General features: G+C 41.8%; 22 protein-coding genes. All 22 read left to right on the plus strand.

The genetic code is table 11. The features are described from left to right. The first annotated feature begins 4 nt into the window (after nt 1–4). Nucleotides 5–790: a ParA family protein gene (locus ACTNES_RS01560; RefSeq protein ID WP_370810060.1), complete on the plus strand. Its 786-nt coding sequence runs from the start codon at nt 5–7 to the stop codon at nt 788–790. Continuing rightward, a complete protein-coding gene (locus ACTNES_RS01565) occupies nt 780–1,688 on the plus strand; it encodes a ParB/RepB/Spo0J family partition protein (RefSeq protein ID WP_441038405.1) in 909 nt (302 codons plus the stop codon). Before ACTNES_RS01560 ends, ACTNES_RS01565 begins: the two co-directional genes overlap by 11 nt. Further along, on the plus strand, nt 1,669–2,877 hold the full coding sequence (locus ACTNES_RS01570) for a DUF6017 domain-containing protein (protein WP_441038373.1): 1,209 nt from the start codon (nt 1,669–1,671) through the stop codon (nt 2,875–2,877). Before ACTNES_RS01565 ends, ACTNES_RS01570 begins: the two co-directional genes overlap by 20 nt. A gap of 1 nt (nt 2,878) precedes the next feature. Continuing rightward, nucleotides 2,879–3,223 (plus strand): DUF6050 family protein, encoded by a 345-nt coding sequence (locus ACTNES_RS01575; RefSeq protein WP_441038374.1) that lies wholly within the window; start codon nt 2,879–2,881, stop codon nt 3,221–3,223. Between the two features lie 157 nt (nt 3,224–3,380). Next, complete coding sequence (locus tag ACTNES_RS01580) at nt 3,381–3,740, plus strand: helix-turn-helix domain-containing protein (protein WP_441038375.1); 360 nt, start codon at nt 3,381–3,383, stop codon at nt 3,738–3,740. 134 nt (nt 3,741–3,874) lie between these two features. Then, complete coding sequence (locus tag ACTNES_RS01585; protein WP_441038376.1) at nt 3,875–4,027, plus strand: hypothetical protein; 153 nt, start codon at nt 3,875–3,877, stop codon at nt 4,025–4,027. Between the two features lie 160 nt (nt 4,028–4,187). Then, nucleotides 4,188–4,853, plus strand: coding sequence for a sigma-70 family RNA polymerase sigma factor (locus ACTNES_RS01590; RefSeq protein ID WP_441038377.1), 666 nt, complete (start codon nt 4,188–4,190; stop codon nt 4,851–4,853). Further along, nucleotides 4,843–5,265 (plus strand): RNA polymerase sigma factor, encoded by a 423-nt coding sequence (locus ACTNES_RS01595; RefSeq protein WP_441038378.1) that lies wholly within the window; start codon nt 4,843–4,845, stop codon nt 5,263–5,265. Before ACTNES_RS01590 ends, ACTNES_RS01595 begins: the two co-directional genes overlap by 11 nt. Nucleotides 5,266–5,384: 119 nt before the next feature. After that, nucleotides 5,385–7,853 carry a hypothetical protein gene (locus ACTNES_RS01600; RefSeq protein WP_441038379.1) on the plus strand — a complete coding sequence of 823 codons (2,469 nt, stop codon included), beginning with the start codon at nt 5,385–5,387 and terminating at the stop codon, nt 7,851–7,853. Between the two features lie 346 nt (nt 7,854–8,199). Then, nucleotides 8,200–8,325: a hypothetical protein gene (locus ACTNES_RS01605; RefSeq protein ID WP_441038380.1), complete on the plus strand. Its 126-nt coding sequence runs from the start codon at nt 8,200–8,202 to the stop codon at nt 8,323–8,325. A gap of 79 nt (nt 8,326–8,404) precedes the next feature. Continuing rightward, nucleotides 8,405–14,389: a SpaA isopeptide-forming pilin-related protein gene (locus ACTNES_RS01610; protein WP_441038381.1), complete on the plus strand. Its 5,985-nt coding sequence runs from the start codon at nt 8,405–8,407 to the stop codon at nt 14,387–14,389. A gap of 95 nt (nt 14,390–14,484) precedes the next feature. After that, nucleotides 14,485–14,634 carry a hypothetical protein gene (locus tag ACTNES_RS01615; protein WP_441038382.1) on the plus strand — a complete coding sequence of 50 codons (150 nt, stop codon included), beginning with the start codon at nt 14,485–14,487 and terminating at the stop codon, nt 14,632–14,634. A 23-nt stretch (nt 14,635–14,657) separates the two neighbouring features. Continuing rightward, nucleotides 14,658–15,176, plus strand: a complete 519-nt coding sequence (locus tag ACTNES_RS01620) for a PcfB family protein (protein WP_441038383.1) — start codon at nt 14,658–14,660, stop codon at nt 15,174–15,176. Nucleotides 15,177–15,253: 77 nt separating this feature from the next. Then, a complete protein-coding gene (locus tag ACTNES_RS01625; protein ID WP_441038406.1) occupies nt 15,254–17,116 on the plus strand; it encodes a VirD4-like conjugal transfer protein, CD1115 family in 1,863 nt (620 codons plus the stop codon). A 74-nt stretch (nt 17,117–17,190) separates the two neighbouring features. Then, nucleotides 17,191–17,535 carry a hypothetical protein gene (locus ACTNES_RS01630; protein ID WP_441038384.1) on the plus strand — a complete coding sequence of 115 codons (345 nt, stop codon included), beginning with the start codon at nt 17,191–17,193 and terminating at the stop codon, nt 17,533–17,535. A gap of 8 nt (nt 17,536–17,543) precedes the next feature. Continuing rightward, complete coding sequence (locus tag ACTNES_RS01635) at nt 17,544–17,759, plus strand: Maff2 family mobile element protein (protein WP_441038385.1); 216 nt, start codon at nt 17,544–17,546, stop codon at nt 17,757–17,759. A gap of 18 nt (nt 17,760–17,777) precedes the next feature. After that, complete coding sequence (locus tag ACTNES_RS01640; protein WP_441038386.1) at nt 17,778–18,650, plus strand: VirB6/TrbL-like conjugal transfer protein, CD1112 family; 873 nt, start codon at nt 17,778–17,780, stop codon at nt 18,648–18,650. A 17-nt stretch (nt 18,651–18,667) separates the two neighbouring features. Then, entirely contained in the window at nt 18,668–19,048 is a 381-nt protein-coding gene (locus ACTNES_RS01645; RefSeq protein WP_441038387.1) for a PrgI family protein, read from the plus strand. 175 nt (nt 19,049–19,223) lie between these two features. After that, on the plus strand, nt 19,224–21,761 hold the full coding sequence (locus ACTNES_RS01650) for a VirB4-like conjugal transfer ATPase, CD1110 family (RefSeq protein ID WP_441038407.1): 2,538 nt from the start codon (nt 19,224–19,226) through the stop codon (nt 21,759–21,761). After that, complete coding sequence (srtB, locus tag ACTNES_RS01655) at nt 21,758–22,540, plus strand: class B sortase (RefSeq protein ID WP_441038388.1); 783 nt, start codon at nt 21,758–21,760, stop codon at nt 22,538–22,540. The genes ACTNES_RS01650 and srtB overlap by 4 nt, the downstream gene beginning before the upstream one ends. 16 nt (nt 22,541–22,556) lie before the next feature. After that, nucleotides 22,557–22,841 (plus strand): hypothetical protein, encoded by a 285-nt coding sequence (locus ACTNES_RS01660; RefSeq protein ID WP_441038389.1) that lies wholly within the window; start codon nt 22,557–22,559, stop codon nt 22,839–22,841. Nucleotides 22,842–22,868: 27 nt separating this feature from the next. Next, complete coding sequence (locus ACTNES_RS01665; RefSeq protein WP_441038390.1) at nt 22,869–25,319, plus strand: CD1108 family mobile element protein; 2,451 nt, start codon at nt 22,869–22,871, stop codon at nt 25,317–25,319. Nucleotides 25,320–25,330: the final 11 nt, after the last annotated feature.

The raw sequence follows: 25,330 nt of genomic DNA on the forward strand, positions 1-25,330 counted from the left end.
GTATATGTGCAGAGTAATCGCAATCGCAAATCAAAAAGGTGGAGTCGGAAAAACAACAACTTGTGTTAATTTAGGTATCGGTCTGGCAAGAGAAGGTAAAAAAGTGTTGCTTGTAGAGGCGGATGCACAGGGAAGCATGGCGGTCAGCCTTGGAATCAGAGAACCGGACGAATTGGATGTAACACTTGTAAATATTATGGAGAAGGTCATCAATGATGAGGATTTGGAACCAGGCGAGGGAATTATCCACCATGAGGAAGGAATTGATTTTATCCCGGCAAATATTGAATTGGCAGGTTTAGAGACAGCTCTTGTAAATGTGATGAGCCGTGAAATGATACTGAGACAGTATTTATGCAGTGTAAAAGAGCAGTATGATTACATTTTGATTGATTGTATGCCATCCTTGGGGATGATTACGATCAATGCCCTTGTGGCGGCTGATAGTGTCCTGATTCCTGTAGAAGCAGCATATCTTCCAGTCAAAGGATTGCAGCAGTTAATTAAAACAATAGGTCGGGTACATAGAAAGTTAAACCCGCAACTTTCTATTATGGGAATTTTATTCACAAAAGTAGACCGTAGAACGAATTTTGCAAGAGATATTGCTGGACAGATCAGAGAGGTCTATGGTAATCAGATTCATATTTTTGCAAATTGTATACCGTTATCTGTGAGGGCGGCAGAAACTACCGCAGAAGGCAAAAGCATCTTTCTCCATGATCCCAAAGGTATTGTGGCGGAAGGATACCGTTATCTGACCGGGGAGGTGCTTGATGATGAAGAGTAAGAGCGCACAGAAGATTAAGCTGACTTCCTATGATGATTTATTTCGAACAAATGAGCAGCCATCAGGCGAAGTAGTAACCTCCGTTCCTATTAACCTTTTCCATGCCTTTAAAGACCATCCATTTCGAGTGGTTGATGATGAGAAGATGCAGGAAACTGTGGAAAGTGTCAAGAAGTATGGGATTCTGATGCCGGGAATTGTCCGTCCACATCCTGAAAATGGATATGAAGTGATAGCTGGACATCGCAGGTGGAGAGCCTGTGAACTGGCTGGATTGGATGAGATGCCTGTTATTGTCAGGGACTTGGATGATGATGCCGCAACTGTGATTATGGTGGATACGAACATCCAACGAGAGGACATTCTGCCCAGTGAAAAGGCTTATGCGTATAAAATGAAATATGAGGCAATGAAGCATCAGGGAAGTAAAGCTGAAAAAAATACGGCAGATCTGGTCGGTGAAACAGCAGGTGACAGTGGAAGGACGGTTCAGAGATACATACGGCTTACGGAACTGGTTCAGGAATTACTTGATTATGTGGATGCGAAAAAGATTCCGATGGTTATCGGAGAAAAGCTGTCTTATCTGAAACATCAGGAGCAATTATGGCTTGTGAATGCGATTACAAACAGCGGTATGTTCCCATCTAAAATACAGGCAGAGCAGCTAAAACAAAACAGTGAGTCTGGAGAACTGACAGAGGGCGGCATATATGCGATTCTGGTGAGAAAAGAAAATGGAAAGGTTAATGTGACGATTTCTGCAAAGAAAATCAATGATTATTTCCCACCAACTTATACAAAGGCACAGATAGAGGAAGTTATTTACATGCTTCTGGATAAATGGAAGAAGGAAGAAAGAGAGGGGGGATTGGCAGATGCAGAAAATACAGTTTGATTACTTTAGAGGGATGGAAGCGGAGCAGTATAGCTTTTACCGTGTACCAAAAGTGTTATTTACTGCAGAATGCTTTAAATCTCTCTCCTGTGAAGCAAAGGTTTTATACGGTCTCATGTTAGACCGTATGAGCCTTAGTATAAAAAACAGATGGTTTGACGATGAGGATCGGGTATATATCATTTTTACAGTGGATGAAATTGCGGAACTGATGAACTGTGGCACACAGAAGGCAGTGAAGCTGATCAAGGAACTGGACACCAGCAATGGCATAGGATTGATTGAAAAGAAGCGGCTGGGGCTTGGCAAACCCAATGTAATCTATGTCAAAAACTTTATGATAAAGGAAATCCCAAACCAGTTAATGAAAACGGATAATGTCCAGAAGCAGGAAGAGTATTTTACAGAAGAGACTGTAATGGGAGAAAATGCCGGGAAAATTGCAGATATGCAATCGGAATGTAATTTTCAGGAAGAAATTGCAAATTTGCAAAAGCAAGAAGAACAGAGGGGAAAATCTGCGATTTCACAGAATTGTGAAAATCATCATTCAAAGATTGTGAAAATCACAAATCAGGAATTATCAGAATCACAATTCAAGAATAGTGAAAATCACAATTCAGGAATGATGAAAACCACAAATCAAGAATTTCCAGAATCACAATTCAACAATTATGAAAATCAAAACTCTGGAATGATGAAAATGGAAATTCAAGAGTTTCCAAAATCACAATCTAATAAGACTGATATTAACAAGACTGATTTTAGTGAGACTGATATTATCCAATCTTATCAAATCCAATCAGGGAGCCTTGTTTCACATGATAAGAGGGATGTGATTGAGGAGATGAAAATTTACCGGGAATTGATTCAAGAACGCATCGAATATAAATATCATGATCAGGAAGATGTTGACGAACTGGTGGAACTGATGGTCGAAGTGATGATGATGCCCGATGACAGTACCATCCGGATTGCTGGTGTGGACAAGCCTGTGGCACTTGTAAAGAATCGTTTTATGAAACTCAATTATTCGCATATTGAATATGTGCTTTTCTGTTTGCACAGGAACACAACAAAAGTCGGGAATATCAAAGCATATCTTCTGACAACGCTTTACAATGCGCCATTGACAATCAGTAATTATTATCAGGCAGAAGTGAACCATGATATGTATGGAGGAGGCTAAAATGAGAGTGAACGATTTCATCAAAAAAGTAACTATTCCGATTGTGGCAACGATATTATTATTTGCCTTATTCTACCCATTGTGTGTGAACAATGGTGGGTGTGATTATCTGAAATTATGGATTTTGATGGGCATTCCGTTTGGGATACATAGAATGTTTGTCTGGGTTATACCTAAAGGATTTGATATTGGAGGAACTGTGGGTGTCTGGGCGTTTAATTTTCTGGTTGGCGGTATGATTGGCGGTGTCATTCTCATTTGGCACTTGATCTTGGCAATTTATTATCTGATTGAAAGCATGATGTCACTTACGTTATGGATTGTCAGAAAGATAGCAGCCAGATAGGAATGATGAATAAAAAGATGATGAGAAAATTTAATAACAGTTCGTAAAAGCAGCTAAGTATTATATTTGGCTGCTTTTTTCTGACTTATAAGGGGAAACTTTGCGACACGATGTCGTGAAGTGGCAAAATTTGAAAATCTATGTGGAAGGAGGTGCCGTGTTGGGCAGCCGTGCAACATCACCAGAGTTGATTGAACTTGGGGAACGTATTAGAAAACGCAGACAGGAAATGAATTTATCACAGGAAGCTCTTGCAGAAAAAGCCGGTATCAGCATTAACACGGTCAGCCGGGTTGAGGGAGGTCAAACGGCAATGTCCATTGAGATTTTCAGAAAAATGATTGAAATACTTGAAACAGATGCGAATGGCTTATTAGGAAAAAATGTGACTGGATCAGAAGAAAAAAGTCAGATTTATGAGTTGATTTGCCGCATTCAGAATTTAAGCAGGAAAGATCAGAAAATTGTTTTTCAGACTGTAGATAGCCTGATAGATGGGATTTGTAAATACAGATAAATCAATTTACACAAATATGGGGCACAGATTTGAAAATATCCCCATATTTGCCGAGGTCAATTTGTTGTTCTGTTGTTAAACTGGATAACAGAGAAGCATAGTGATGGCAGCAAGCAGAAGGGAAGAAAGCGGGAATGACAAGAGAAGAAAGCCTGGTTTATCGAAGAAGCTGTCCGTATGATGCTATGGGTGATTACACTGTTTTTCTTGATAGTGATAAGGAAAAGGGTAATCAAACAGATTTGGGGCAATCAAAGCCGGATATATCAATTAAGCAGGTGAAATAAAATATAGAAATTTGTAACAGGCGGTAAAAGAGTTTCAGGCTCCCGTTAAAAAAAACGGGTGTACCGGAAGCTGTTTTTTACTGCCTTTTTGTCAGAATGGATGCCACTCATGCTTCTGCTTTTGGCTCACCCGTAGCTATTTGGAAGAAGGGTGGTATTTATGCTGACATTGCAGGAATTGAAACAGATAACAGGCAGACCGGAACAAAGCGATAAAACTCCAAGCGCAAAGTATCTGGAAAGACATGATACTGTTGTTGCAGTCCGGAGATTAGATACGGATACGCATATTACTGTTTACAAAAGTGGTTATGCTCTGTATCGAGTATGTAGCCGTGCAACGGTTTTTTCGCTTTTCCAGTGCAGAAAATATCTGTATGAATCAGAGAATGCAGAAATCAGTATCGGGGAATCGTTTTTTGACAATCAGCCATGGTATGTGCGCCTGATATTGGAAGGTGAGGATCGGTTAAACCGGAACCGGGAGGTACTTGAACATAAAAATTGCATTTCATATAGTGCTGTTTCCGAAGAATGGTTTGTTCTGGTGGATAAGAGACTGTGTCCTCTTGAACAGGTAGTTCTTGAGGAAACGATAGAGGAATTGTTGAGCCTTCTGACAGAACGTCAGCGTACTGTAATCTGTCAATTTTATTTTCAACGAAAATCACAAAGAGAGATTTCTGATGAACTTGGAATCTCTGCTCCTGCAGTGTCAAAAATGCTTTCACAGGCAATCCAGCGGATGCGGAAAAATAGAATTGGGCGTAGTTCTGAGAGTGCGGATACGACAGCCGGAAAAGGGGGAAACAGTCATGCGTGGTAAAAAACCAAAAGAGAGAAAAAGTTATGTACTGCGTGTAGAAAATGGAACCCTTGTGGAAGTGACCAGAGAGGTCTATCTGGAATGGTATCAATCAAGGCGCAGGGAGCGTTATCAGAATGAGAAAATGCAGAAGTATGGAGTATGTAGTCTTGAAGGACTAGAAGAAAATGGCTGTTTCTCTGTACAGTCTGATATTTCTCCAGAAGAAGAAGTTTTCAAAAAAATATACATAGATAAGCTTCGAGAAGCTATGGAGAATCTGCCAGAGCAAGATGCTTATTTGATCTATCTTTTGTTCTTTGAGGAAATTACGGTAAAAGAGGCAGCACAGATTTGTGGGTGTAGCCGGAAAACTATCCAAAATAGGCGTAAAAAAATTTTGAATAAACTTTGTTATATGATTAAGGAATAATTTTTTTAGCTTAATATTCATTCAAGTCATTTTTGTTGATAGATATTTAGATGTATATGTAGTAAAATTAAGAAAAGGCCTATTGGGAAAAGTATATACAAAAATATGGAGAACTACAAATGAGAGAAAAGATTTATCAACATTGGTTAGAAATTTCTTTAGCTATATTTGCTATTGGAATAATAATGGATGTTGGCGTAGGGATTACTGGAGAATATGTGTTTTTAGTATCTGAGTCCTTTTTGGACTATATTTTTGCTGCAATAGTATCTATAGGACTCATTAGTTTTTCAGTTATTGCTTTGATTGCTGGCATAATGCAGAAAAAATACTATGGATATAAGTTGAGTGAGATATTAAATTTCTCCTCTCTAAAGAAAAAAATTAATTTCAAAAAATATATTGTCGTTGCGCTTGTTCAAATAGCTTTGGCAGCGCTATTATTAGCATTATCGTTTTTGATTAGTTGTGTTAATAGTTTGTTTTTTCTGATGATGTCTGCTTTATTTTCAGCAGGCTGTATTTCGCACTTTACATTTGATATGATGGTGGATGATAAAACTGCATTTCAAGTTATATCAGAAAAATATGAATCATTAAGTTTAGAAAAACAGGCGAGGACTTTAAATATAAATCACCACATTGACACAATTTCGTTGGCGCTAAATGAAGCGGTTGATAGTGGAAATATAATGGATAAAAATGCAATTTGTGATTTATATAAGATTCTTATAAAATCTGTGCTTGGTAATAAAGAAAATAATTGGGAGGCAATTGGGTATATAAAAGTAAAACTTCAAAGAAATTGCGAAAAAATGAGCATTGTTTTTGGATATGAGGAAATGCTTAAGGATGTTACATACATTTTTCCTGATACAGATGAATGGGATTATCTCATGGTTGATTTGTATTTAGAACCGCTGAAAAATATAGCTTATTATAATGATAAGCAAATTGTTGAAAGAAATTATACAAATCAAGTATTAGAAATATGTTTAATGGATATCTACAAAAACGGGAAAATAACAGAAGATGTATGGCAGAGTATATTATTTACATTTTTTGTATCCATAGTAAATAATAATGTATGTAGTCAGAGTGTGAAAAGTCAGATATTGGAACGATATATTTCCGAATTAGTGAATTTCCATGATGATCATAGTGGGAAACCGTTGACAAATGAACAGGAAGCTACATTAAGAATTCTAAAATATTGCATTTTGAAAACCGATAATCATGAAAATCAAAAGTATATTTTTGAAAGATTATTTAGAAATATTGTAGTTCATAATAGGTATTGCTCTTCAGAACAGTATTTTGTGTTTCTTTCAATTTTTTATGAAGCTTTTTACAAATATGCTTTTGAAGAGATAGAAATAGTAACAAAGGAATACAGGAAGCGAATTAAAGATTTGTTTCAAACAGAAATCTCTGATATATCTGTATCCGGTCTGAAAGCATCCAGCTTTTTGGAATATAATATTAAAGGAGTTCTATCAGCTTTTAAATATAGAATTCCAGAAGATATTAAGCAAGCTAAAAGTTTTGAGGCTTATGCAGATTTTCTTGTTGCTAAATCTGTAGTTTGGGCAGAAGATAGAAATATAAGATTTTTTATTATGTTGTATTGCGTATACAATGATCAAGTGGGGTTTTATGATCCGTTAGATTTTCTGGCGTGGGATTCAATAGAAGCACGGGAACAAAAGAATATTTTAGAAGAGATTTTGAAAATATTTGATATGGAAACGGGAAAATTCTCTGATGAGTTTATCAAAGAATGTAAAGTAATGGGAGAATTTTATGAACATTCCATTAGGATGGGTGATGTGGCACAGGAAAAGTTGTTTAATCATATTGTTCAAACACAGCAAAAGATTATTGATGTAGAAATAAATACGGAAATGGAGGTTGTAGAGTTAAATCGTCAAAAAGTTGAAGAAGAACTAAATGAACTTATGATACGAAATAAGATTTATGGTTGGCATCCGTTATTAGAGGAAGAAACATATATTAAGTATGGGCTTAGCCAATTATCTAGAAATTCCAATAATCCAGAGAGAGAAATGGCAGATTTAATAAAAACAGGAATTTTATCAGCTGTTAATAGTTTTATTAAACAAAAAGCAGAATGTCATAGATTATCGTATGATGAAGATGGAATTCGTGATATGCTTTCTCTTATTCGACAAGGTGCATTTGATACAAAAAACTTTTCTTATATAGAGGACTGGGCGCTTTTAAAATATAAAGATACGGATATATATGAGCAATTACAAACCGCTGAAAATAAAATCAATATGGTTCTTATGCCAACATTAAACGAACATATATTTACGATTGATGAGAAATTCAAATTTTCAATAAAACTATCGCAAATTGTACATAGATCATTAACGAATGATGAATGTGTGGAAGCTGTTGAAAAAATGAAAAAATATCGTGAATTCTATTATGTGGATGGTGTTTTATTGGATAAAGCAAGAGCAGTAAAATGTGTGAAATCAAAATATCATATAGATGAATGTGTATTTAAATTGTATTTAAAATTTTCTCCGAAAGATGTTATATATTTTCAACATGCATAGCATATGTAAGACCGCAGGAACGACTTGCGGTCTTTTTTAAATCAAGTTAAGAACTTTTGAGTAGATTCAAAGGTTCTTTTTTTATTAAGTAAATGTATTTTTCTAAAAATTTCTCTCACAGGTTAATTTTTGCCCCTTCAAACATGCGATTAGTGAAGGGGCACATTTCTTTTTATTCTAAATCAAATTCCCCTTTCATCGTACCTTGACAATTTCATCGCCTGCCTGGATGGATACCCGGCATTTGAGTGTGCATTCTGCGCACCTTGCCGGAGAGAACGCTAAGGACTTGGAAAACCATAGCTGGAACGGGTTCGGGAAAGAGAACAGGCAAAACGCTCAAATTATGATTCCAGTAGATTACTGGATGACAGTAGATGCTGTGCAGGGAAGTCTTCTGGGGCTTTCCTGCATTCATGTGCTGTTATTTGGGGACAGTGCAAAATCAAAGAAAGGGGACGAACCATTATGAAAACTTAGTAATACGGGGATAGAACCATCAAACAGCAGTTATCAGACTGCACAAATAACGAAAGTGAGGTATGCAAAGAATGAAAGGAAAAGTAAAAAGGATTCTTTCCGGGATGCTTTCGGTAATGACGATCATGACTTCCATTATACAGCCGATCACTATTTATGCGGCGGAAACAGAGCCTGCAGCTTATGAGGCTGAATATCCGGCACTGGAAAAGGTAAAGGATAACCTGGGGGAGGAAGAAGTGGTTCAGGTACAGGATTATGAGGTAGAAGTGGGAAGCAGTTTTGATGTAAAGACGGACTTTTCTGGAATGAAGATTAATTCAGAAAAGGTCAAAGTGACTTTACATGAGGCTAAAAATGAAAGCGGACAGGATTTTGATGTGAATCATGTGGATTCCTACAAAGCAGTCTATTTTGTGGAGCCGTTCAGCAAAAACCCGTCCTATCATGTAACCAGAAAGATCATTGTGAAAGAGCCGACTACCGAAGCACAGACAGAAAGATCTTCTGATTCTGGCGGTAATAGTAGACAGACTGGGGAATCCGAAAGTGAAGAAGATTCCGAAGCACATTCGGAGATTCAATCAGAAACAGAAGTAACAGAACCTGAAACTGTGCAGGCGGAAAATGAAACAGAAACATTATCAGAAGCAGAATTGGATGCGGCTCTGGAAGCTGCGGAGGAGCAGGATACCGTGGATGAAGAAAGCGGTCTTTCCCTTGGAAATGTGATGCTGCAGGCTGTAGAGCAGGGCGTTGATCTTTTGGAGATGGAAGAAGGGGAGACAGTAACCTTTACAGCACAAGCTCCGGCTCTGTTCTCAGCAAGGGCTGCCCAGAATGTGACAGTAACCCGAGGTTCCTGGTATTATTATGCGGATTATGGGCTTGGCACTTATTTGACAGCTCCGTATACGGTTACATTTGGAAATGTCACAGCTACTGCTTATTGTGTGCAGCCATCGAAACCAGGACCAGATGATGGAAATTATACCATCACAAAACTTGCAGATGGTAAAACATTGGCAAAGGTTTGTTACTACGGAACAAAGGCATCCGGTGATGAGGGATTTTTCGCAGAGAAACACCCGGATTTTTCAACAGGAAAGAGATTTATTATCACGCATCTTGCGGCATCATACGCAAATGGGAGCAGTGATGCTTTTTCCGGAACCAACAGCACAGGACAGTCTTTGGCAATGGAATTGTATAATTATTGTGTAAATCAGCCGGAAATTCCGGATGTAGCAATGTCCTTTTCAAATGCTAACGTAACTGCATATGTGGAAGGGAATGAACAGAGGACAGAGGTAATCACCTTTCAGGCAGATACACTGCAGACCATTACCATGAAACTGCCGGCTGGTGTGAAATTCCATAATGTCACAACAGGAAAGACAAGCAAAGCAGGTGCGGACGTGGAAGTATCCGGTGGTACAAAGTTTTATCTTTCTGCCCCGCTGACACAGACTGCTGATGTGTCCGGTTCCTGGTCAGCTACCATGAAAGGAAGTATCACAAAGGATTATTCTGCATATAAGATCACAACCGGAAGTTCCACACAGGATCTGGCACTGGTATTTGGTGAAGGTGTGGCAGATGAGAAATATGTAGATTTTTCTGTGAAATGGCTGGAACTGGCAAAAGTAGGAGTAGTCAAAGTAGATTCTAAGCATCAGGATGCAAAGCTGTCCGGTGCGGTGTTTGGAATTTACAGTGACAAAAACTGTACACAGCTTATTACACAGATGCCTGCAACGGATAATAGCGGAGCATCCGTTGTTGAAATTGTCAAAACGCAGGATACTGTCTATTTAAAAGAGATTACAGCTCCGAAAGGATACCGTATCAATACCACTGCTTATAATGTAAAGCTGGTGGCAAATCAGACAGCAACAACAACCGTTCCCGATGAGGAACAGTTGGGAGAACTGACGGTTTATAAAGAGGGACAGGTTCTGACTGGAGCAGATGTGACAGACGCCGGAGTGACATTCCGGTATGAGAACCGTAGACAGGAAGGAGCTGTCTATGATGTTTATGCCGGAGAGGATATTTATACCGCATACGGTGCTCAGGTTTACGAGAAGGGTGATCTGGTAAACGGAAACCTGACTACAGATTCTAATGGTGCAGTGATTCTTAAAAACCTGCATCTTGGAACTTACCTTGTGCGTGAAACACAGGCACCGAAGAATTTTTATAATTCCGGAGAAGAAAAGAAAATTACACTGTCCTATGCCGGACAGAATGTAGAGGTGGTTTTCTCAGAAACAACTTTTACCAATGACAGACAGAAAGCAAAGGTAACTGTACAAAAGCTGGATCAGGATACACGGAATCCTTTGGATGGCGGTATCTTTGGAATGTATGCAGGCAGTGATATTACTGCATGGGATGGCACGGTCATCGTCAAAAAGGGTACATTGATCGAAAAGGCGGTGACAGGAGAAGATGGAACAGCAGCATTTACTGCAGACCTTCCGATTGGATTCGGATATGAGGTAAAAGAAGAACAGGCTCCGGAAGGGTATTTGAGAAATACCACTGATGTGTATTCCTTCCGGTTTGATTATACCAACGACAAAGAGCCTGTGGTAGCTTTTTCCCATACGTTTACCAACAAACGTGTCAATGCGAAGATTTCATTGCAGAAGAAAGATAAGGAAACCAATACGAACACACCACAGGGAGATGCAACACTGGAAAAAGCGGTTTACGGTCTGTATGCCCGTAATGACATCGTACATCCTGATGGGGCTACTGGAGTGGTTTATAAAGCCGGAGAAAAAGTAGCAACACTGACTACAGATGAAAATGGTACAGCATTTGTGGAGAATCTTTATCTTGGCAATTATTATGTGAAAGAGATCACACCTCCTGTCGGGTATCTGGCAGATGAATTAGAGTATGACCTGGCCTGCAGTTATGAGGGGGACCTTGTGGCAACGGTGGAGAGAAGCTGTACTTCCCCGGAACAGGTGAAAAAGCAGCCGTTCCAGCTTATCAAAGCAGCTAATAACGGCAAGACAGACGCAGATCTTCTTGAAGGGGCGGGATTTACTGCATATCAGGTAAGCAGCCTCGATACAAAGGAAGATGGAAGTTATGATTTTGCTTCTGCAGTTCCTGTAGTGATTGGTGAAAACGGGGCAACTGAGATATTTACGGATGAAAAAGGTTATGCCTGCAGTATCCCATTGCCATATGGCACTTATCTTGTCCGTGAGACAACTACACCGCATAATTATACTCCGGTAGACGATTTTATCGTGCGTATCACAGAGCATAAGCCGAACACACCGCAGGTATGGAGAGTCCTTCTGGATGATGAGTTTGAAGCTAAGCTGAAAATCGTAAAGCAGGATGATGAGACGAAAAAGCCGGTTCTGGCAAAAAATACGGAATTTAAGGTCTATGATCTGGATAATGGGAAATATGTAGAGCAGGTAACTACCTATCCGACTACAGTTGTACATAAATCCTATTTTACAGATGAACAGGGGTATCTGGTGCTGCCGCAGAACCTGAAGATTGGTCATTACCGTATTGAGGAAGTCCATGCACCATATGGATATACTTTGAATGAAAGTTATTATGAGGTGGCAGTAGATTCCAATACCCTGTACCAGATGGATGAGATTTCAGGGGATGCCATCATTGAAGTTATTTATGAGAACCATCCGGTTAAGGGAGAACTGCAGATTGTGAAGCAGGGCGAAGTGCTGGATGGATTTAAAAATGATTTCAGTTACAAAACAGAAAATCTGGAAGGTGCAGTTTTTGAAGTGTATGCTGCAGAAGATATTTATACGGCAGATTTCCAGAAAGACAGTGAAGGAAACAGGATTCTGGAATATGCAGAAGATGCTCTGGTGGAAACACTGACCACAGATCAGAACGGGGAAGCTATGTTAAAGAATCTGCCGCTTGGCTCCTATAAAATCGTGGAGAGCAAAGCTCCGGAAGGTTTTGTATTGAATGAAACCCCACAGATTGTGACTTTTGTTTATGCGGATCAGGAAACTCCTGTGGTGAAACAGACAGCAGTTTTTGAAAATGACCGCCAAAAGGTGGAAATTTCCGTGGTAAAAAAAGATGCGGAAACAGAAGTTACGGTAGAAGGCGCAGAGTTTGGTCTTTACGCAAAAGAAGATATTCAGGCACATGGCGAAATGATCGTAAAGGCAGATACGCTTCTTGGAGAGGCAGTGACAGGGAAAGGCGGAAAAGCGGTCTTTGCTCTGGATGTTCCGTTCGGGAAATATTATATCAGGGAGCAGAAAGCTCCGGCAGGCTATGTATCTTCTGGTGAGACAGTTGAGGTAGTAGCAGCTTATCAGGGGCAGGATGTAAAAGTAGTTTCCCTTATGTCTGAGTATAAAAATGAACCGACAACGATTTCTGTGATAAAGGCAGATATTACTACTGGAGTGGAACTTTCTGGTGCAACCCTGACTGTATTTGATAAAGATGGAAATGTAGTGGATACATGGAAATCTGTAAAAGGTGAGGAACACATCATCAAACGTTTGGCGGTAGGAGAGACTTATATTTTGCGTGAGGAACTGGCTCCGTATGGATACCTGCAGGCAGAGGAGATCACATTTACGGTGGAAGATACACCTAACGTCCAGAAAGTAGAAATGAAGGACGATGTTCCGACAGGACTTCTTATCATTAATAAGAAAGGAGAATTTTTGGACAAGGTATCTGTACTGGATTCTGTTGGAGGATGGATTTCACATCTGTTTGAATATGTTTCCGGTTCCCTGAAGGATGTGACCTTTGAGGTATATGCTCTGGAAGACATTCATGCTGCGGATGGTGAGAGCGCAGATTATTATAAAAAAGATGATCTGGTTGCTACGATTACTACGGACGATACAGGATATGCTACACTTGGCGAACTTCCTCTTGGAAAATACTATGTGAAAGAGAAAGAAACTGCCGAAGGTTATGTGCTGGATGGGGAAATCCGTGAGATTGACCTGACTTATCGTGACCAGGATACGGCAGAGGTTACTTATTCCACGGATTGGCAGAACAACCGTCAGAAAGCGGAAGTGTCTGTCCTGAAAAAAGAAAAGGATTCTGACCGTGTACTGGAAGGGGCAGTATTTGCGCTCTGTGCAAAGGATGATATTACCAATAAAGACGGTAAGGTGATCATGGAAGCAGGAACAGTGATTGAGGAGAAAGCGACAGATAAAAATGGAAATCTGGTATTTGAAGCAGACCTTCCGATTGGTTTTTCCTATTTGGTAAAAGAAACGGCACCTGCACCGGGCTTTGCTACAACCGATGAGGTGCAGGAATTTACCTTCACCTATGAGGATGCAGAAAAAGAAACGGTTTCTTATGAATTTACCTTTGAAGATGAACCTACGGTGTTCGAGTTTACAAAGACTTCTTTGACAGATGGAAAAGAAGTGGAAGGTGCGAAGCTGCAGGTTACAGATGAAAATGGAAAGATTGTGGACGAGTGGGTTTCCGGTAAAGAGCCGCATATCATTAAAGAACTTGTGGCAGGCAAAAAATACACAATGACAGAGACTCTTCCAGCAGCCGGGTATGTGACAGCCGAAAGCATTGTATTCACAGTGGAAGATTCTGCAGAGGTTCAGAAGGTAGAAATGAAAGACGATGTGACCAAAGTCGAGATTTCCAAAACGGATATTTCCGGGAAAGAGCTGCCGGGTGCGAAACTGACAATTTTTGATAAAGATGGTAAGGTAGTGGAAAGCTGGACTTCCACAGATAAGCCGCATTATATTGAAATGCTTCCAATCGGGGAATATACGCTCCGTGAGGAATCCGCTCCGGAAGGGTATCTGATTGCAGAAGATGTAAAATTTGAAGTAAAAGATACCGGGGAAATCCAGAAGGTTGTGATGAAGGATGAAGCAAAGCCATCCGAGACTCCATCTACACCGACAACGGATACACCAAAAACAGGAGACGAAAGCCATATGATGCTGTGGCTTATTCTGGCTGGACTGGCACTTTGCAGTTTTGCCAGTTCTGCTGTACTGCTTCGCAAGAAGAAAAAATAGGAAAGAATTAGTGTAATCAAAATTGATCAAAAGGGTGTTTGTGGTCTGCAGTTGTATTCCATGAATGCCCTTTTTAGATGAAAGAGGTGGAACTGATGAAAATATTATTGATTGGGATAGGAATTTTTGCTGCCGTGCTGTCTTTTGGTTTGTATTGCTGTATCCTCTCAGGGGCACAGGAGGACAGGAGACTGGAGGAACTGTACCGGAAAGGTAAGGATGATGGAGAAAAGGCAGGCAGATAATCACAGGAAAGAAGGTGATGATCATGCAGGATGAAGTAAATGAGAAAATCGTATCCCTCTGTATCACAGGTGGGAAGATTTCCGCCAGAATATTAAAAAATGCAATGCTGAAGGCACTTGCAAAAATGGAACAGGAGACCAGGAGGGCACAGCAAAAGACAGCAGATAAAAGGCAAGAAAAGAATGAAGCTGTTTATCACGGAAAACAGAGCATGGAGAAGCTGATGAAGCAGAACTGCCAGCTTTCCAATATAGAGATTACGGATGGGAATATCAAATCCTTTGAAAAATATGCCCGGAAATACAGTATTGATTTTAGCCTGAAAAAAGATACATCTGTTTCTCCACCCCGGTATTTTGTGTTTTTTAAGGCGAAGGATGTGGATGTAATGACCGCAGCTTTTAAAGAATATACAGGGAAACAACTGCAAAAGAGCAAAAAGCCGTCTATCCGTAAGAGATTGGCACTGGCTAAGGAACGTGTGGCGAAACACAGAGAAAGGGAAAAGACCAAACAGAAAGAACGGGGGCCGGAGCATTGAGCGAAAAGAAGAAAAAAGAACGAGATGCCGTATTCCCGGATTTATTTAAGAAAGTGCTTTCTGAGATAAGAGGAAGGATGCCCCCGATAGATAAAAAGCGGCTGTTAATGGTAAATATCCCATATCTGATCGTATTTTATCTGGTGGATAGGGTAGCGTGGTTATACCGTCACTGTATGGGAGATTCGCTGGTTGAGAAAGTTGGAGTATTATTTTTGAATTTTCAACTGGCTTTTGCAAATCCTGTTCCCAGTCTTCATCTGTATGACCTTGGGGCGGGTGTTCTTGGAACTGTGCTGGTCAGGCTGTTGGTGTATTTTAAAGGCAAGAATGCAAAGAAATACCGGCAGGGGGAAGAGTATGGTTCTGCCCGGTGGGGCAATCCGAAGGATATTGCACCATTCATTGATCCTGTATTTGAAAATAATATCCTTCTGACACAGACGGAACGATTGACTATGAACAGCCGCCCGAAGCAGCCAAAGTATGCAAGAAATAAAAATGTCATTGTGATTGGCGGTTCTGGTTCTGGTAAAACGAGATTTTATGTGAAGCCGAACCTGATGCAGATGACACCGAATGTCAGTTATGTGGTCACTGATCCGAAGGGGACGATTTTGGTGGAATGCGGAAAGATGCTGCAGAGAGGTACCCCAAAGATGAAAGACGGGAAACCAGTACGGGATAAGGATGGGAAGATTGTGTATGAACCGTATAAAATTAAGGTTCTCAATACCATTAACTTCAAAAAAAGTATGCATTATAATCCGTTCATGTATATACGTTCTGAAAAAGATATTTTGAAACTGGTCAATACAATTATTGCCAATACAAAAGGGGAAGGAGAAAAATCTTCCGAGGATTTCTGGGTGAAAGCCGAAAGGCTTCTGTATTGCGCACTAATTGGTTACATCTATTATGAAGCTCCGGAGGAAGAACAGAATTTCGCTACCCTGCTTGAATTTATCAATGCTTCTGAAGCAAGGGAGGACGATGAAGAATTTAAAAATGCGGTGGATGAACTGTTTGAAGAACTGGAAAAGGATAAGCCGGAACATTTTGCGGTGCGTCAGTATAAAAAATATAAGCTGGCGGCAGGAAAGACAGCAAAATCAATCCTGATCAGCTGCGGTGCAAGACTTGCTCCATTTGACATTGCAGAACTGCGGGAGCTGACAAGCTATGATGAGATGGAGCTGGATATGCTGGGAGACCAGAGGACAGCCATGTTTGTCATTATCTCTGATACGGATGATACTTTCAACTTTATCGTAGCGATCATGTATAGTCAGTTATTCAACCTGCTGTGTGACCGTGCGGATGATGTACATGGAGGGAGGCTTCCCTACCACGTCCGGATCCTGGCTGATGAGTTTGCCAACATCGGACAGATACCCAAATTTGACAAGCTGATTGCAACCATACGAAGCAGGGAAATATCCGCTTCTATTATTCTACAGTCCCAGAGCCAGTTAAAGACGATTTATAAGGATGCGGCAGAAACCATATTGGGGAATTGCGACACCATGCTGTTTCTTGGAGGAAAGGAAGGTTCTACCTTAAAGGAGATTTCAGAGACGCTTGGAAAGGAAACTATTGATTTATACAATACTTCTGATACCCGTGGGCAGAGTCGTTCTTATGGACTGAATTACCAGAAAACGGGAAAAGAACTGATGAGCAGGGATGAACTGGCGGTCATGGATGGAAATAAGTGTATCCTCCAGCTTCGAGGAGTGCGTCCGTTTTTTAGTGACAAATTTGATATTACCCGTCATAAACGATATAAACAACTATCGGATTATGACAAGAGAAATGCCTTTGATGTGGAGGCATACATGAAGCATCAGCTTCAACTCAGAATGAAAGAGGAGTTTGACCTGTTTGAAGTGGATGGAAGCGAAAATGAGGATATGGGCGAAAACAGTGAGGGCATGTAGCAATGCTCTTTTTTGGTGCCTGTAAAGTATAAGATCTTTGCGACACAATGTCGCAAAGTCGGAAAGGAGAGTGTATGGATTTTTTTACGGAGGCAGTATGGGTGTTAAGGACACTTACGAAAGCCATTTATGGAAAAAACTATTTTCACCAGACAGAAGGCTGGTCAAAAACTGCCATTCTGCCGCAAAATCAGGTAGAAAGATTCGGTCATATAGCTGGTCGGAAATATTTCCGGCCACCAATCCGGGCAGAACCGGTACAGACAGAGGAATCAGCCAATCGCACAGTTAAAATTTATAAAAAATCGGAAAGGAGAAAAACTACATACAGAAATGGCGGACCGTCGGAGCAATATCCGGCGGCTTTTTTTATTTGTGCGACAGAGGGATTTTCTTCTGTTTTCTGCTATGGGTTTTAACATTTAATATGGCGTTTTTTACTTCAGCAATCAACATTTTGCAGACGCTTGTAGTAGCAATTGGTGCCGGACTTGCTGTGTGGGGTGTAATCAACCTTTTGGAAGGATATGGTAATGACAATCCCGGTGCTAAGTCACAGGGAATCAAGCAGCTCATGGCGGGCGGCGGTGTTGTTTTGATCGGAACACAGCTCGTTCCCCTGCTCGGAGGACTATTCGGATAAAGATAGGGGGATTCGCTCATGTTCGATGGCATTTTTGAAGCAATCGAGGAGTGGATGAGGGAGCTTCTGACGGGGATGGTAACGTCCAATCTGACAACGATGTTCACGGATGTCAATGAAAAGACAGGGGAGATCGCAACACAGGTTGGACAAACCCCGCAGGGGTGGAACGGCAGTATATTCAGTCTGATACAGAATCTGTCGAACTCGGTCATTGTGCCAATCGCAGGTATGATTATCACGTTTGTCTTGTGTTATGAGCTGATTACCATGCTGACAGAAAAGAACAATATGCATGAGATTGATACATGGATGTTCTTCAAATATTTCTTCAAGATGTGGGTGGCGGTCTATCTTGTGACCAATACCTTTACCATAGCGATGGCGGTCTTTGATGTTGGTCAGCATGTAGTCAATGCGGCAGGTGGTGTCATTAACTCGCAGACAGCTATCAACGTGGATTCCATGGTGGATGCCATGAACACGGCGATGGAGTCCATGGAGATCGGGGAGCTGGTCATACTGGCACTGGAGACTTTGCTGGTCAGCCTTTGCATGAAAATCATGTCCGTGCTGATCACAGTCATTCTCTATGGACGTATGATTGAAATATACCTCTACACATCGGTTGCACCGATCCCTTTTGCAACCATGTCCAACCGGGAATGGGGGCAGGTGGGAAACAATTACTTCCGTGGGCTTCTGGCTCTCGGATTTCAGGGATTTTTTATGATGGTGTGCGTCGGCATTTATGCAGTGCTGATATCTACCATTGAAATATCAGACAATATGCACTCGGCATTATTTGGAGTGGCAGCATATACCGTAATTCTTTGTTTCAGCTTGATGAAAACGGGAAATCTGTCGAAATCCATCTTTAATGCCCATTAAGGAAGGAGGGATTTGCCTTGGCTTTTGTATCCGTACCAAAAGATTTAACAAAAGTGAAGAACAAGGTTGTGTTAAACCTTACCAAAAGGCAGATTATCTGCCTGGTAATTGCGGCGGCTGTTGGGCTGCCTTTTTATTTCCTGACAAAAGGATATATCGGGACAAGCAATGCGGCAACTGGCATGGTGATTCTTATGCTCCCTGCATTTATGTTTGCCATGTATGAAAAAGATGGTCTGCCGCTGGAAAAAATACTTTGGAACATTATCAACGTAAAATTTCTGAAACCATCTATCCGCAGGTATGAACTGGAAAATCTGTATGAAATGCAGGAAAAACAATCTATTCCAAAGGGAAAGAAAGGAGGAAATCGACGTGCAAAGAAAAAGAAACAGTGAGGAGGACAGGGCAAAGTCCCAGCCATCCGAAGATATGCAGTTGCCTGTGGTATCGGGGTATGAGGTTTTGGAGAGGAGCAGAGGAGTACGCAGACCAGAGCGGAAACTTACCCGACGGGAAAAAAGAGCTTTGAAAAAAGCAGAGAAGCTAAGAAAAAAACAGGAAAAGGCTGAGATAAAAGCTGCTAAAAAAGCTGAAAAGAGGGAGACTCGTGAAGAAAAAAAGAATCTCCGGGAACAAAAGAAAGCAGCAAAGAAGAAAAAGTCAGTTCCGGGTGCTTCAAGTTCGGGAAAAGGAACCAGAAGTGTCCCCGTGAAAGAAAATTCCGGACCCAGACAGCAATCAAAGGCAGAGGAAAAGAAAGCAAAGGAAAAACGGCTGTCTGCACAAAAGTCCATTCCTTACCGGGAAATGGCGAGAGACGGCATCTGCAGGGTTCAGGATAAATATTATTCCAAAACCATCCGTTTTTACGATATTAATTATCAGTTGGCGCAAAATGAGGATAAAAATGCGATTTTTGAGAACTGGTGTGATTTTCTGAATTACTTTGACAGTACCATTCACTTTCAGATTTCCTTTGTCAACCATCGCAGCAGCATGAAAGAATTTGAGTCAGTGATCCAGATCAAGCCACAGAATGATGCTTTTGATGATGTGCGTATGGAGTATGCACAGATGCTGAAAAATCAGCTTGCAAAGGGAAACAATGGTCTGGTTCGGACGAAATACATTACGTTTGGAATTGAAGCGGACAACATCAGGGAAGCAAAACCGAAACTGGAGCGTATAGAGGCGGATATATTGAACAATTTCAAGATACTTGGTGTATCTGCTTATCCTCTGAATGGAGAGGAACGTCTGCAGGTATTGTATGAAACCTTTAATCCGGAAGAAAAAGTACCGTTTCAGTTTTCTTATGATCAGGTGTTGCGTACCGGATTGGGAACGAAGGACTTTATTGCTCCTACCAGTTTTGTATTTAAAAACGGCAAGGACTTTATGATGGGAAATACCATCGGTGCAGTGTCTTATCTGCAGATACTGGCACCGGAGCTGACCGATAAGATGTTGGCAGAGTTTCTGGATATGGACAGGAATCTGATTGTGAACCTGCATATCCAGTCCTTAGACCAGATGAAAGCGATCAAGCTTGTAAAAAGCAAGGTGACAGATATTAACCGTATGAAAATAGAGGAACAGAAGAAAGCGGTACGTTCCGGATATGATATGGACATTATCCCGTCAGACCTGAATACATACGGAGGAGAAGCAAAGAGGCTGTTGGAAGATTTGCAGTCGAGAAATGAAAGAATGTTTCTTGTGACCGTTCTTTTCCTGAATACGGCAAGGACAAAGCAGGAGTTGGATAATGCGGTGTTCCAGACATCGGGTATCGCACAGAAATATAACTGTTCCCTGCGCCGTCTTGATTACATGCAGGAACAGGGACTTATGAGCAGCATTCCGCTTGGCTTGAACCTGATTCCGATTAAACGGGCACTAACCACTACATCTACGGCAATATTTGTTCCATTTACCACACAGGAACTTTTCATGGCAGGGGAATCACTGTATTACGGACTGAATGCCCTCAGTAACAACATGATTATGGTTGACCGGAAGAAGCTAAAAAATCCAAATGGTCTGATCTTAGGTACCCCCGGTTCCGGAAAATCCTTCTCGGCTAAAAGGGAGATCACCAATGCCTTTTTTGCTACGCAGGACGATATTATCATCGGAGATCCGGAAGGAGAGTATTATCCTCTGGTCAATGCCCTTGGCGGTCAGGTTATCCATATTTCTCCCACAAGTCATGACTATATCAATCCGATGGACATCAATCTGGATTATTCGGATGATGATAATCCGCTGGGCTTTAAAAGTGATTTTATCCTATCCCTGTGTGAACTTATCATGGGTTCCAGAAACGGGATTGAAGCAGAAGAAAAGTCAGTAATTGACCGATGCCTGCCGATTGTGTACCAAAAATATTTTGAAAATCCAGTGCCGGAAAATATGCCGGTGCTTGGAGATTTATACCAGTGCTTGCGGGCGCAGAAGGAGGTACAGGCACAACGTATTGCAACTGCATTGGAAATCTATGTAAATGGTTCTTTAAAAGTATTTAACCATAGAACTAACGTGGAGCTGAATAACCGGATCGTATGCTTTGATATTAAGGACTTGGGAAAACAGCTTAAAAAGCTGGGAATGCTCATTGTCCAGGATCAGGTGTGGAACCGTGTGACCATCAATCGTGCTGCTCATAAGTCTACCAGATACTACATAGATGAGTTCCATCTGCTCTTAAAAGAAGAACAGACGGCAGCATATTCCGTGGAAATCTGGAAGCGGTTTAGAAAATGGGGCGGTATCCCGACGGGCATTACCCAGAATATCAAAGATTTATTGGCAAGCCGGGAAATCGAAAATATTTTTGAAAACTCTGATTTCATCTATATGCTCAATCAGGCTGCAGGTGACCGGCAGATTTTGGCGAAGCAGCTCAATATCTCCCCACATCAGTTGTCCTATGTGACCAACAGCGGAGAAGGTGAAGGATTGATTTTTTATGGAAGCACCATCATTCCATTCAAAGATAAATTTGATAAATCCTTGCGTCTGTATAAACTGATGACTACGAAGCCTTCCGAGATGGAAAATGGGCAGAAAAACGAAACGAATGGAAATCGGAGAGGACAAGTATGAGACGATTTGGTGCAGGCATATTGATGATGTTTTCCATTGTCCTTTTTACCATCAGCTTTTATTCACTGATGGGGATGTTATTACAGGAAAAGAAGGATGATGCACTGCAGGAGCAGTTAAGAGAAATCTATGAAGAGGAAAGTGATGAAGCAGGGCGGCTGCCGGAGAATAAGAAGATCCCCGGTGGTGGCTCTGCTTTTCCTGTTGTAGATGCAGGGCTTCTTGCACTGCACGAAGATAATCCGGACTGTATTGGATGGCTGACCATTGAAGGAACAATGATTGATTATCCGGTCATGTATCACCCGGAGGAAGAAAATTATTATCTAAAACGGGATTTTAACGGAGAGTACAACGCCAATGGCTGTCTTTTTATCTCGGAAGCCTGCAATCCAGATAACTGCGATAACCTGATTATCTATGGACACCACATGAACAGCGGAAAGATGTTTGCTGCACTGGAAGGATACAAAGAACAAGACTTTTATGAGGAACATCCGCTGATCATTTATAACACCTTGCATGGGGAAGAGACGTACCAGGTCATGGCGGCATTTTGTACACCCGTTTACACGGGAAAAGATTTTGCTTATTACGCTTTTGCGGAGGCAGAGAATGAGAAAGAGTATCAGTCCTTTGTGGATGCTGTAAGGAAACGGTCAATTTATGATACCGGAATCACAGCGGTTTATGGGGATAAGCTCCTGACTTTATCCACCTGCGAGTATTCACAGAAAAATGGACGGATGGTAGTGGTAGCAAAAAAAATCAAAGCATAGAAAGGATGAATTTGTCATGAAGATTTGTACTGTAAATATTGATGAAAAAGATCTTCCGGAGGAATTAAAGATACTTCTGGATATGGGAAAGGATGGAAACGGCGAGGAAGTGTTCGGTTATCTGATGGACGATATGCTGTATCTGGCAGCACTCATAGATCTGCAGTGTGATTTCCTTCGTATTGCAAAACTGCAGGGCGGCAAGCTCCCGACAGGATTCGACTGCTTTTCGGAAACAGTCAGAGAGATGGCAGATGAAACATTGGCAAAGTGGGAAGTGTATGCACAGCCGATGGTGTAATGCAGGGCATCAAAGGAGTTGGTGACAATGCAAGAACATGAATACCGGGCACGGGATAAAACCGTAAAGAAAATGAGCCGGGAAGGGCTTATGGAAGAAAATCTGCAAAGCCGTGAATCTGTCATGGTCAGCCAGAGGGAGCGGGAAAGCCTGACACTGCCAGGACAGGCAGTTGATTCTATTGATTTTCAAAGTTCCCGGAATCATCGTAAAGAAGAGCCAGAAGCCCAGACAAGGAGAAGGTTGTATGTTTCGGATTTGAAAAAAACAGATCAAGATAACCGGATGCAGGAACAGTCCGCAGGTGAAGATGATAAGGAAACAGAAGCACCGAGAGGAATTTCCGATCATTCCGCACGGATGGAAGGAATCCGGGGACACCCGTCGGGAAGTCAGTATGCACAGGCTGCCGCAGAAATCAGCCATAACCGAAAGAAACAGCAGGTGCAGACTTTCGCACGGAAAGAAAAGGAAAATCAGGCTGCAGTGCAGGGCAAAGAAGCTGACAGCAGGAAGGAAAGTGGCAGATACCGCGAGAACCAGCAGGCGGCAGAACAGTCACTGGACGGATTCCGTGAGGAAATAAAGCAAAAGACGAGGCGGGAACAGCTTCGGAAAGAACAGCAGAAAAAAGTATCAAGACTTTCTTTCGGTGATGAAGAAGGAGGTATGGTGCGTGGAGCCGGAGCGGGCATGGCTAAAAAAGCTGTATCCATGGCGGCTGGTACTGCCTCGGTATACTTGCATGGAAAAGGGCATGAAGCAGAACAGGACAATGCTGCGGTGGAAGGCTCCCACAAAGCGGAACTGATGGCAGAAAATGCCCTACGGTATACCTTACACAGGACAAACCGTGGGCTTCACAGAAAAGGTTTACGTCTTCAGGAGGATTCCATAGAAGCGGCTCAAAAAAGCAGGCTGCAATATGAAACTGTACAGGAGGCAGGGAAAAGCACAGGAAAGCAAGCTGCTCAGATCGAACAGGAGAAAAAACGTGCAATCCGTCGTTTCTGGCAGAAGCAGAGATACAAAAAAGCATATCAGGCGGCAAAAGAGGGAGAGCAGGCAACACAGATTTCTATCCAGACGTCGCAGACTTTCCTTGTAAAAACAAAAAAAGCGGTGGAAGCGGTCATCCGCCGGAACCGGAGCCTTCTTGGTACGGCTACAGTAGTAATCCTGCTGTTTGTGTTGGCGGCTACCAGCCTTTCAAGCTGTTCTGCATTTCTACAGGGAGGTACAACTACAGTGGTCGGGACAACCTATCCCAGTACGGATGAGGACATTTATGCAGTGGAAAATGCCTACAAGACTCTGGAAAATGCACTCAATGCCCAGATCAACAGCATGGAATCCAGACATCCAGGATATGATGAGTACCGTTATCAGGTGGATGAAATATCCCATAATCCTTATCATCTGATCTCCTATTTTACAGCAAAATATGGAGAGTTTACTTATGAACAGGTAAAGGATGAAGTCGAAGAAATCTTTCGCCAGCAATATGGAATCTCCACCGAGAGTACAAGGGAAACCGTAACGGAAACAAGGACTGTGCGGGTAGGGGAATCTCTGGGGCAGGTAGTGACCAGCGGATATTGTAACTGCGCCATCTGTTGTGGAGTGTGGTCTGGAGGTCCGACGGCCAGCGGTGTGTATCCGACAGCAAACCATACCATCGCTGTGGATGCTGCGAATCCTTTTGTTCCGATGGGCACGAAAATCATCATGAACGGTGTGGAGTATGTAGTGGAGGACACAGGGAACTTTGCACGGTACGGTGTGCAGTTTGATGTTTATTATGGAGACCATGCTTCTGCGTCCGCACATGGTCACCAGACATGGGAAGCATACATAGCAGACAGCAATGGAAGCCAAGAAGTTGAAGTGACCAGTACCCATGAGGTCAATCGTCTTGATGTGTCACTTACGAACCACAATCTGGATGCAGTGCTTCGGAGTCGCATGGATGAAAATGAAGAAAAGCGGTACGACATTTATAACATTACCCTTGGAAACAGGGATTACCTGTTTGACAATGTGCCTTCTTATGGAGGCGGTGGATTTGGTTATGACATTCCTGCAGAAGCATTGTCAGACCGGAAATTTGCCAATATGATCCGGGAAGCGGAGAAATATCTTGGGTATCCGTATGTATGGGGCGGTTCGTCACCTTCTACCAGTTTTGACTGTTCCGGTTTTGTGAGCTGGGTGATCAATAACTGTGGAAATGGATGGAACGTGGGCAGACAGACTGCAGACGGTCTGCGGGGATGCTGTTCCTATGTTTCACCGTCAGAGGCGAAACCGGGAGACCTGATTTTCTTCCAGGGCACCTATAATACGCCGGGAGCCAGCCATGTGGGAATTTACGTGGGTAACAATATGATGATTCATTGCGGAAATCCGATCCAGTATACAAGTATTTCTTCTTCGTACTGGCAACAGCATTTCATGGCATTTGGAAGGATTCATTAGAAATGGAGGCA

This window comes from Blautia sp. HCP3S3_D9, from assembly GCF_052063845.1.
Lineage (GTDB): Bacteria > Bacillota > Clostridia > Lachnospirales > Lachnospiraceae > Blautia_A.

Excerpts from the sequence above, each read along its gene's own strand:
- ACTNES_RS01600 (WP_441038379.1), top strand. The coding sequence starts at position 5,385 with ATGAGAGAAAAGATTTATCAACATTGGTTAGAAATTTCTTTAGCTATA.
- ACTNES_RS01635 (WP_441038385.1), top strand. The coding sequence starts at position 17,544 with ATGGCGTTTTTTACTTCAGCAATCAACATTTTGCAGACGCTTGTAGTA.
- ACTNES_RS01565 (WP_441038405.1), top strand. The coding sequence starts at position 780 with ATGAAGAGTAAGAGCGCACAGAAGATTAAGCTGACTTCCTATGATGAT.
- srtB (WP_441038388.1), top strand. The coding sequence starts at position 21,758 with ATGAGACGATTTGGTGCAGGCATATTGATGATGTTTTCCATTGTCCTT.
- ACTNES_RS01620 (WP_441038383.1), top strand. The coding sequence starts at position 14,658 with ATGCAGGATGAAGTAAATGAGAAAATCGTATCCCTCTGTATCACAGGT.
- ACTNES_RS01605 (WP_441038380.1), top strand. The coding sequence starts at position 8,200 with ATGATTCCAGTAGATTACTGGATGACAGTAGATGCTGTGCAGGGAAGT.
- ACTNES_RS01610 (WP_441038381.1), top strand. The coding sequence starts at position 8,405 with ATGAAAGGAAAAGTAAAAAGGATTCTTTCCGGGATGCTTTCGGTAATG.
- ACTNES_RS01570 (WP_441038373.1), top strand. The coding sequence starts at position 1,669 with ATGCAGAAAATACAGTTTGATTACTTTAGAGGGATGGAAGCGGAGCAG.
- ACTNES_RS01575 (WP_441038374.1), top strand. The coding sequence starts at position 2,879 with ATGAGAGTGAACGATTTCATCAAAAAAGTAACTATTCCGATTGTGGCA.
- ACTNES_RS01615 (WP_441038382.1), top strand. The coding sequence starts at position 14,485 with ATGAAAATATTATTGATTGGGATAGGAATTTTTGCTGCCGTGCTGTCT.
- ACTNES_RS01625 (WP_441038406.1), top strand. The coding sequence starts at position 15,254 with ATGCCCCCGATAGATAAAAAGCGGCTGTTAATGGTAAATATCCCATAT.
- ACTNES_RS01630 (WP_441038384.1), top strand. The coding sequence starts at position 17,191 with ATGGATTTTTTTACGGAGGCAGTATGGGTGTTAAGGACACTTACGAAA.
- ACTNES_RS01590 (WP_441038377.1), top strand. The coding sequence starts at position 4,188 with ATGCTGACATTGCAGGAATTGAAACAGATAACAGGCAGACCGGAACAA.
- ACTNES_RS01560 (WP_370810060.1), top strand. The coding sequence starts at position 5 with ATGTGCAGAGTAATCGCAATCGCAAATCAAAAAGGTGGAGTCGGAAAA.
- ACTNES_RS01595 (WP_441038378.1), top strand. The coding sequence starts at position 4,843 with ATGCGTGGTAAAAAACCAAAAGAGAGAAAAAGTTATGTACTGCGTGTA.
- ACTNES_RS01660 (WP_441038389.1), top strand. The coding sequence starts at position 22,557 with ATGAAGATTTGTACTGTAAATATTGATGAAAAAGATCTTCCGGAGGAA.
- ACTNES_RS01585 (WP_441038376.1), top strand. The coding sequence starts at position 3,875 with ATGACAAGAGAAGAAAGCCTGGTTTATCGAAGAAGCTGTCCGTATGAT.
- ACTNES_RS01665 (WP_441038390.1), top strand. The coding sequence starts at position 22,869 with ATGCAAGAACATGAATACCGGGCACGGGATAAAACCGTAAAGAAAATG.
- ACTNES_RS01640 (WP_441038386.1), top strand. The coding sequence starts at position 17,778 with ATGTTCGATGGCATTTTTGAAGCAATCGAGGAGTGGATGAGGGAGCTT.